The sequence below is a fragment of the Candidatus Sodalis sp. SoCistrobi genome (genome assembly GCF_900143145.1).
GTDB lineage: Bacteria > Pseudomonadota > Gammaproteobacteria > Enterobacterales > Enterobacteriaceae > SoCistrobi.
The window spans coordinates 1-8,858 of record NZ_FRDB01000122.1 but is presented as its reverse complement, the minus strand read 5'-3'; the positions used below and the strand labels follow the sequence as shown (position 1 = coordinate 8,858).

Annotated in this window: 7 protein-coding genes and 1 pseudogene; 5 read left to right on the top strand and 3 right to left on the bottom strand. The window is 56.2% G+C overall.

Annotated elements, in window-relative coordinates; genetic code table 11:
• The 5 genes and pseudogenes from CINSTRO3249_RS09530 to CINSTRO3249_RS09510 all read left to right on the top strand — a co-directional run.
• A partial coding sequence (locus CINSTRO3249_RS09530; RefSeq protein WP_143146883.1) for an integrase core domain-containing protein occupies positions 1-238 on the top strand: 238 nt, incomplete at its 5' end.
• A gap of 2 nt (positions 239-240) precedes the next feature.
• Positions 241-990 (top strand): HlyD family secretion protein, encoded by a 750-nt coding sequence (locus CINSTRO3249_RS09525; protein WP_254304339.1) that lies wholly within the window; start codon positions 241-243, stop codon positions 988-990.
• A complete protein-coding gene (locus CINSTRO3249_RS09520; protein WP_074013108.1) occupies positions 977-2,584 on the top strand; it encodes a DHA2 family efflux MFS transporter permease subunit in 1,608 nt (535 codons plus the stop codon). The genes CINSTRO3249_RS09525 and CINSTRO3249_RS09520 overlap by 14 nt, the downstream gene beginning before the upstream one ends.
• Before the next feature lie 67 nt (positions 2,585-2,651).
• Positions 2,652-3,284 (top strand): acrylate utilization transcriptional regulator AcuR, encoded by a 633-nt coding sequence (locus CINSTRO3249_RS09515; RefSeq protein ID WP_074013107.1) that lies wholly within the window; start codon positions 2,652-2,654, stop codon positions 3,282-3,284.
• Between the two features lie 49 nt (positions 3,285-3,333).
• Positions 3,334-4,317 (top strand): annotated as a pseudogene (locus CINSTRO3249_RS09510) (MDR family oxidoreductase).
• 15 nt (positions 4,318-4,332) lie between these two features.
• On the opposite strand, the gene CINSTRO3249_RS09505 reads toward CINSTRO3249_RS09510, so the two are convergent.
• From CINSTRO3249_RS09505 to CINSTRO3249_RS09495, 3 genes are all read right to left on the bottom strand, one after another.
• On the bottom strand, positions 4,333-5,910 hold the full coding sequence (locus CINSTRO3249_RS09505; RefSeq protein ID WP_074013109.1) for a sensor domain-containing diguanylate cyclase: 1,578 nt from the start codon (positions 5,908-5,910) through the stop codon (positions 4,333-4,335).
• Between the two features lie 166 nt (positions 5,911-6,076).
• Positions 6,077-6,544 (bottom strand): FidL-like protein, encoded by a 468-nt coding sequence (locus CINSTRO3249_RS09500; protein ID WP_074013106.1) that lies wholly within the window; start codon positions 6,542-6,544, stop codon positions 6,077-6,079.
• Positions 6,541-7,353: a winged helix-turn-helix domain-containing protein gene (locus CINSTRO3249_RS09495; RefSeq protein WP_074013105.1), complete on the bottom strand. Its 813-nt coding sequence runs from the start codon at positions 7,351-7,353 to the stop codon at positions 6,541-6,543. The genes CINSTRO3249_RS09500 and CINSTRO3249_RS09495 overlap by 4 nt, the downstream gene beginning before the upstream one ends.
• Positions 7,354-8,858: the final 1,505 nt, after the last annotated feature.

Sequence of the window (8,858 nt, the reverse complement as noted above, 5' to 3'; positions counted from 1 at the left end):
CGGCGACTCCTACGATAATGCGATGGCAGAGAGTATCAACGGGTTGTACAAAACGGAGGTTATCCACCGCGGGAGCTGGAAAAACCGGACGGAAGTGGAGTTGGCCACGCTGGACTGGGTGGACTGGGTGGACTGGTACAACAACAGAAGGCTGCTCGGGCGGCTGGGTTACATCCCTCCTACTGAAGCCGAAATGAACTATTACGCTTTGCAATTAGCATCAGAGGAAGCGGCGTAGTATTGCCAAAATTACTCTCTAATAAACTCGGGGTTATTCAGAGAGCGGCACAAAGCGCGCTGGCGTCCACCGGGCATCAGTTGACGCTGGCGCAAACCAACTTCCAGCGCGATGACAGTCTGGTCAAAGACGGATTGACGGCGCGAAAAACCTGGGATGAATCCCGTACGCTGTTGCTGCAGCGTCAGGATGAACAGCGCGAGGCGCAAGCGCAACAGGTCGCCAGTCAGGCCGCCTATGCCAATACTCTGGCGCAGCGTGGTCAACTGCTGGTGCTGGATCGTCAGGCCGATATGCAACGCCAACAGGTCAAGGCGCTGCAGGCGCAGGCCGATCAGTTGAAACAGGAAATCGCCGACAGGACGCTGCGCTCGCCGGTGAACGGTGTGGTGGATAAAACGTTGGGCGATGTGGGGGATTATATTCAGGCAGGACAATGGGTGATGATGGTCCATGACCCGAAAAAGGTCTGGGTTGAGGCCAACGTCAAGGAAACGGCGCTTGGCGAGGTTGCCGTCGGCCAACCGGTGACGGTCGGCGTCGATGCCTATCCCGGCCGGGATTGGCCAGGGCATGTCCTGCGGGTGGGCAATGCCGCCACCAACCAGTTCGCGCTGCTGCCAAGTCCCAACCCCTCCGGCAATTTCACCAAAATTACGCAGCGGGTGCCGGTGCGCATTGCGCTGGATAATCCCGATGCGCGCCTGCGCCCGGGATTAATGGTTGAGGTGGCGATCAATGTCGCCCATTGAGCGTCAGGCCGAGCGTTTCGGCCCGGCCTATCGCTGGCTGGCGACCGGCACCGTCATGCTGGGCACCATCGCTACCACCGCCACTGCCACTATCGTTAATGTCGCCATGCGCGACATCATGGGGGCTTTTGGCTTGGGCCAAGATCAAGTGCAGTGGTTGTCGACGGCGTTTCTCGCCGCCATGACCGCCACCATGCTGATGACCGCCTGGGCACTTGAACGCTTCGGTTATCGGCGCACTTTTGTATCGGCCATGGGCGTCTTCATCCTCGGTAGCCTGTTGGGTTTTGCCAGCGGCAGCGGCGCCGAGGTGATTTTGGCGCGGGTACTGCAGGGCAGCGCATCCGGCATCGTGCAGCCCTTGGCAATGGTGGTCATGTCGCAGGTTTTTCCTCCCTCCCAGCGCGGCAGGGCGATGGGGATTTATGGCGTCGGTATCGTTTTAGCGCCGGCGCTGGGCCCGACGGTAGGCGGTTTATTGGTCGATCAATACGACTGGCGCGATGTCTTTCTGGTGGTGGTGCCGTTTTGCCTTGCCGGCATGGCGGCGGCGCTGTTCATTATGCCGGGACGCGACGAGGAGAGTCCGTCGGTAGCGCGGCGTTTTGACGTCACGGGTTTTCTGTTGTTGGTTTGCGCGTTAACCACCTTGCTGACCGGCCTGTCAAACGGCCAGCGCGAAGGGTGGGACGCCTTTTTTATCCTGATGCTGTTTGCGGTGGCCTTGCTGTCGGCGGCGGGGTTTATTCTCTGGGAGCTGGTGACGCCGCATCCACTGTTAAGTCTGCGGGTGTTCGCCAATCTCGGGTTTTCTGCGGGCTGCGTGGTCGCGTTCGCCCTCGGCGCCGGCATTTACGGCTCGACCTATATCATTCCGCTGTTTGTGCAAACGGTGCAGGGCTTCACGCCCACCCGCTCCGGCTTATTGCTGATGCCGGCAGGCCTGGTGCTGGGCCTGGTATTTCCTATCGCCGGCCAACTCAGTGATAAACTGCCGCCGCATATTCCGGTGATGAGCGGACTGGTGCTGTTCGGCCTGTCGTGCTGGCTGTCCGGCGGGGCGGATGTGGACACGCCGTTCTGGACGATGGCCTGGTGGGTCATGCTCGGACGCATCGGTCTTGGTGTGATGCTGCCGGCGCTGAATGCCGGCGCGCTTCGCGCGCTGCCGCCGGACAAACTGGCGCAGGGCTCGGGCAGTCTTAATTTCGTGCGTCAGTTGGGTGGTGCGTTTGGCGTCAATGTCTTGTCGGTGGTGATCGACAGGCGCACCACGTTCCACGGCGATGCGCTGGCCCAGGCGCTGACCACCGCTAACGCCGCCGGCATGGAGGCTATCAGCCGGCTGGGGTTGTTGATGTCGCATTGGGGTAATCCGTTCGGTTATCCGCTGCGCGCGGGCATTCATCCCGGCGCCCTGGCCTGGCTGGAAAGCATGCTGGTGCCGAAGGCGCAGCTGATAGCCTATCAGGATGGTTTTTACCTGGTGGCGCTGTTTTTTTTCGCCGCCGTCGCGCCCGCCTGGCTGATGCGCGGCAAACGGCCGCGGCGCACGGTAACGCTTAAGCAAGAGAGGCCATCCCCGACCCAATAACCCGGCCGCCCACCGCGCCGGGGTGGCCGTAGTTGATTTAACTAGACGATCAGTCTATATTCTTGTCATGCAACCGACACTTTATTCACCTCGGCGCGGCCGGCCTCGTAAGGTGGCTGCCGCCGACCCCGATACTCGCCAGGCGCTGATCCGCGCCGGCATTGCGCTGCTCACCGAACAGGGTTTCACCGCGTCGGGCATTGACGGCATTCGCAAAGCGGCAGGCGTCCCTAAAGGGTCGTTTTACTATTATTTTGCCAGCAAAGCGGCCTTCGGCCAGGCAATCGTCGCCGGCTACGGTGATTATTTCGCCGCCAGGCTGGCACGCTGTCTCACGCAGCCCGACTTGATGCCGCTGGCACGGCTACAGGCGTTTGTCGAGCAAGCGGCGAAAGGCATGGCGAAATATGATTTCCGGCGCGGCTGCCTGGTGGGCAACCTTGGGCAGGAAATCGCGGTTCTGCCGCCGGGCTATCGTCAGCAATTAAGCGCTATTTTGCACGGTTGGCAGCGGCAGGTCGCCGATTGCCTGCGGCTGGCGCAGGCGGCGGGGGAGGTCAGTCCCGAGGCGGATTGCGCGGCGCTGGCGGAATTTTTTTGGATTGGCTGGGAAGGGGCGGTGATGCGCGCCCGGCTGGCGGGTAATCGTCAGCCGCTGGACCGCTTTGCGCAAGGGTTTCTTTCCGGTTTGCCGCGTTAGCTTTTAAGGCGTTGCCTGGGGCTTCGCCACCCATGACTAAGGAGCATCCATGTTTAACGCTATCGTAATTGATAAAGACGATGCGGGCTATCGCGCCGCGCTGACGACCCTGGAAGAAGAGCAATTACCGCCGGGGGATGTGCTGGTGCGGGTTGAGTACTCCACCTTGAATTACAAAGATGGTTTGGCGATAACGGGACAAGGGCCGGTGGTGCGCCATTTCCCGATGGTGCCCGGAATCGATTTGGCCGGTACGGTAGAGCACAGTCACCATGCCGGTTTCCGCGCTGGCGATCGGGTGGTGCTAAACGGCTGGGGCGTCGGCGAAAAGCACTGGGGCGGGCTGGCGCAAAAAGCCCGCGTCAACGGTGACTGGTTGATCCCGCTGCCTGCCGGCCTGGATGCCCGCTCGGCAATGGCGATAGGCACCGCCGGCTATACCGCCATGTTGTCGGTACTGGCGCTCCAACACCACGGTATTACGCCTGCCAGCGGCAAGGTGCTGGTCACCGGCGCCAACGGCGGGGTAGGCAATTTCGCCATCGCGTTTCTTGCCCGGCAGGGATAACAGGTTGTGGCCTCCACCGGGCGGGTAAACGAGGCGGAACACCTGCGTCAACTGGGCGCGGCGGAGATTATCGACCGGGCGTCGCTTAGCGCCCCGGGGCGTCCGTTGGCCCGTGAGCAATGGGCGGCGGCCGTCGACAGCGTCGGGAGCCATACGCTGGCCAACGTGTGCGCCGGTTTGCGTTATCAGGGCGTTGTGACGGCCTGCGGTCTGGCTCAGGGCATGGATTTTCCCGCAAGCGTCGCGCCGTTTATTTTGCGTGGTATTACGCTGGTCGGTATCGACAGCGTTATGCGGCCGGAGGCGGATCGTCGCGCGGCCTGGCAGCGCATCGCCGAGCTGGTCGATGCGCCGCCGTTGAAACAGATAAGCCGCGAAATCGGGCTGTCAGAGGCGGTAGACACCGCAAAAGCGCTGATGGCGGGGCACGTGCGTGGCCGTATCATCGTCGATACCCAGCGCTAACCAGCGGCGGGCGCGTCAGGCGAAGCAGATACGATTGCGCCCCTCACCCTTGGCCTGATAAAGCGCGGTATCGGCCCGGCTGACCATCCTCGACGGCGATTCGTCGCGGATCGCCGGCTGCCCCACATACACACCGATGCTCGGCGTGAGGGCGCCGGTCGGGCTGGCCTGATGCCTGATCGCCAGGCCGGTTATCGCCTCATACACCCGCTGCGCGACTTCCCGCGCGCCCGCCGCATCGGTTTGCGGCAGCAAAATAATGAACTCTTCGCCGCCGTAGCGCGCCACCCGATCCCGATGTCGCAGTGGAAGGGCTTTCAACGCTTCGCCGATGCGTTTCAGGCAATTATCGCCGGCGACGTGTCCGTAGAGGTCGTTGTATTGTTTGAAAAAGTCGATGTCCAGCAGGATGATGCCCAGTGACTCATGGCTGGCCACCGCACGGTTGAACTCATCGGTGAGAGCCAAATCGAAATGGCGGCGGTTATACAGGCCGGTGAGACCGTCGCGACGCGCCAAATGTTCCAGCGATTGGTTAAGCTTGCGCAGCTCGCGCTGGGCGTGGCGTAATTCTTCTTCCACCCGCATGCGGCTGCGTATCTGGCGGATAAACGAGATGGCCAGCAGGCTGAGCAGCGCCAGAAAAATCACCACCAGGATCACGTGGCTTATTGCATCCTGACGCCAATCCACCAGCGCTTGATTTAGCGACATACCGGTGGTGATCGCCACAGGAAACTGCTGCAGATGGGTGAAACTGTAGATCTTACGCGGGTCGTGATTATTCAGGGCGCCGGTCATCACGCCTGAGGTTTGCTGATCAATATGTTGTTGATACAGCGGCGAGGCTGAAATGGAGCTGCCGATTGCCCGCTCATTGTAAGGATGGCGATACAAAACGGTACCATTGTTCAGCATCATCATTAACGTGGAATCATCGTCTATCACGAAGCGGGCGTAGAAGTGGCGGAAATAGTCAATCACCACGCTTTCCAAAAGCACCCCGGCGAAGCAGCTGCCGTCGGGATGGTTTATGCGCAGCGAAACCGGCAAAATGAGCCCGCCGGAGAGTCGGCTACGGATCACTTTGCCGATATGCAATTGGGTGTCATTGTGATCGCGGTGGTAGCGGTAATAATCGCGATCGGTGAAATCGGTATTGGCTGGCAGCGCGGCATCGGAGGTAGCGACCATGCGTCCCGCCGCGTCATAGAGGAAAATCCCGCGCACCTGCGGCAGGTCGCGCATTTTCGCCGTGAACAGCGGGTGCAGTTGCGCCTGCTCGACGGCGTCCAAACCGTCATGGGTGATACGCTGAGCTAAATCGGTCAGCAGGAGCTCGGCCTGCATGAACGTATCATTCGCATGCTGTGAGAGCGCTTGAGTCAAGTTGAGGATATTGTTTTGGGAGCGCCACAGCGCCAGCTGATAGGTATGGTACAGATGCCAGCCGGTCAGCGAGACCAGCACCACGGCCAGCAACACCGCCGAGGCGGCGACCTGAAGGCTTAGCGAAAAGCGCGGCGGTCCGTCCAGTGAATCGGAGTCCTTTTTGCGACGCCTGCGGCCAAAAAAATGTGTAAGTTTTAACATATGACCCGCGCGCAGCTCCCCGGCGAATGTAAAAAACCAGCCCTCCCTCAAGCAAGTATTTATGGCTTTTCGCCGTTCGTCAAAGTTATCCCTGCCGGTCGCCATCAATGATAGCCAGCGCGCGTCGAAGACGCATTCCTGTTGTCCCCGCGCGCGTTGCGCGGGTTTACGTGGCGGTGCAGATAAAATACGGAGAATACAGCATATTAAACAGCACGGCGCTTTTATCAATCCTTCTCATTTGCGGGAGGAAGGACGAACCGAGCGGCATCAGAATCTGGTCAGCCAGCTTTTTCGGCGTGTTGTCAAAGGTCGAGATATTTTCCTTGGTAATGACTATCTCGTAGAGATCTTTGTCATTTTTGAGTTTATAACTAAAGTGCTTGATGCGTTGCAGTTCATAAGTTTTATCGTCGGCGCTGAAAGTCCCGTTCAGAATGTAAAATCCCTCGGCGGCATTGGTAAAATACATGCGTATGTCCACCACATAGCTGTAGGTGCCGGGGAAGGTATTCGCTTTCATCACCATCAGTCCTGAGCAATTGAAGCCCGAGAGCGACTGTTTATGTTGATGCAGATAAAAAAGAAAGCCCGCGACAAAACACATCACCACGATAACGATGAGCCTTTTCATGTCTCGCTCCAATTGTAAAAGAAGAAATTCAAACAATTGGAAATGCGGTCGTTCTCGTCTTTACGGCACTTGGCCATGAAGGTGCGGACATTGATATTATCCTGGATAAGCGGGTCAGGAATGAGCGTTTTAGAAAAAATGATGATATGGTTGTTTTTGCATTTTTCCACATTCCCTTTCATAGCTTCGACGATCCGCAAACGGTAATCCTCTTTTTCCAGACCGGGAATAGGGTGAAAAGTATAGACTTTGCAGGAATTGATCTGGCTGAAGAAGTATAATTTCTGGTTGTCATCATCTTCATAATAAATATACGCCATGATAACTGTCAGCAGCGTGACAATCACCATTAACAAGGTCAGGGCGCCATTGATATTTTTCCGCCCGCCGGTAAGCATGACAGGCTGCGCTATTTCCACCGGGAATTCATTCACCGCGGGGATGCATGTGGCCTGGGTGATATCGTCTTCCAGCGTGCTTATCACCAACTGATCATTTAATTTCAGACCGCGTTTGGGGATGGTAACTATCGCCGATGCGTCCAGGCCTAATGAGGTTAATCCCTTACGTATTAAACTAACCTGTTGATTTAAGTTGCCGTTAGAGGGCTGCAGGCCATGAGCGCTCCAAACGCTGGCGAAAAGGTGCTCTCGGGTTACCGGCTCACCGGTCCCGCGATATTGAATAAGCTCTTCCAATACCCTACCGGCGGAATTGGACAGTTTTACTGATGTATCGGCATCATCCACCAGCGTCAGAAGGTATTCGGTGGTATCAAACGCCACGGTTGAATTGATAATATACTTCATGGGCTACTCCATATTGACCAGCCGCTGGTCAATATTCATACCATACGTTTTTGTTAATAGATGTACCTGTTAAAAAGAAGACCCTGCCTTTTCTGCGCATAATACCGTAAACAGAATTCTCGCGTTACGAAGGCCGCAAATTGGATAATTATCATATTTTCAGGATTATATCCTTGTTAACTCTTAAAAAGAGGCTTTTTGTTTTAAAAATTTCAAAAAAGTTTTAAAATCTAAAAAAATCAACAAAAACAGCATAAAAAACTTTAATCAGCCTTTGCCCGCGCTTCATTAACGACAAAAAAAGAGAGTAATCCTTCAGGCCGCGAAATAATGAGGCGATTTAACCCCAATTTTAGCTGTACATAGACAAATTAACGGTGCGCCAAAAATTGCATAACCACATTATTTCAGGAGCTATATGGTTACTCAATCAGGTAAATAACGGATGCCGTATCATTTGCTCGGTGTAAACGTTATCAAGCCGGGATGAGAAACCCTATCACCGCTCGGCTTATCTCGCTTTGCTTCATTTCGGTTCCCACGCAAACAAATAGAAAGGCAGCCGCAGACGTCGGTGGGCAAATGACGCCGGAGGTGGAGGAATGCATCGTTCGCGCATTATGAGTGCACGAATCAACCGCGACCGTCTAGCCAATGACCGCATTGGCCTGCCGCGCGGGTGCGGCGCCGGGCCCAGCAGGGGCGCCGCCGCGCTAAACCTGCGTCAGGCGGGTAACTGCAACGCCATGGTATAGCGCGCTGGAGTAGCCCACCCTGTTGCGCCGATCAGTGAGGGGATCGACTGGCAGTAGGGGGTAACAGCAGTCAATAATCCTGCTGACTGGGTTGATAAAAAGGGTGCTTATCGCAGGTGTTGAAATGAAGTCAGGCCCCGCCGCCCGGTTTTTTTGCCCGCTGGCGGTGCCGAACGGCCATTCACCTGTTGCGAACAGTACACGGCGTCACGAAGCCTTGATGCCGTGGGCCCGATCTGGCTTGCCATTGCCCCGGCTTCATTCGCGGTGAAAATTTACGGTCACGGATTTTAAATTTAATTATCGAGTTATTATTTGGCGTGCTATCAAATTGCATAATAAATACAATAATAATGATTTTAATGCTATTTCGTATACCACTCCTAAATAAGATAACGGCTTTGCGCCCGTCGCCAGAAAATTGCCACACGTCGTTGTTGCATTCAGTTACAATTTCACCGGCCGGTTGACCGAAGGGTTAGCCAACGAAAACCCTTTCAATCATGTCCGCGTTAATGCGCGTTTAACCTGTTTACATCGGGGAATCGCTGTCGCCCGCTCAGCCGTGCGTCAAAAGCTCATGGCCAGGAAGCCAGTTTTTTTAGCATAAGGGAAGAAAGATATGAATCACCCCGGATAAATTAGAGTCTATACTTTAAAAGTGGAGGTCTCTATGACAACGACCAAACGTTACTCTCCGGAAGTCCGTGAACGGGCAGTTAATCTAGTGCTGGAAACTCAGCATGAGCA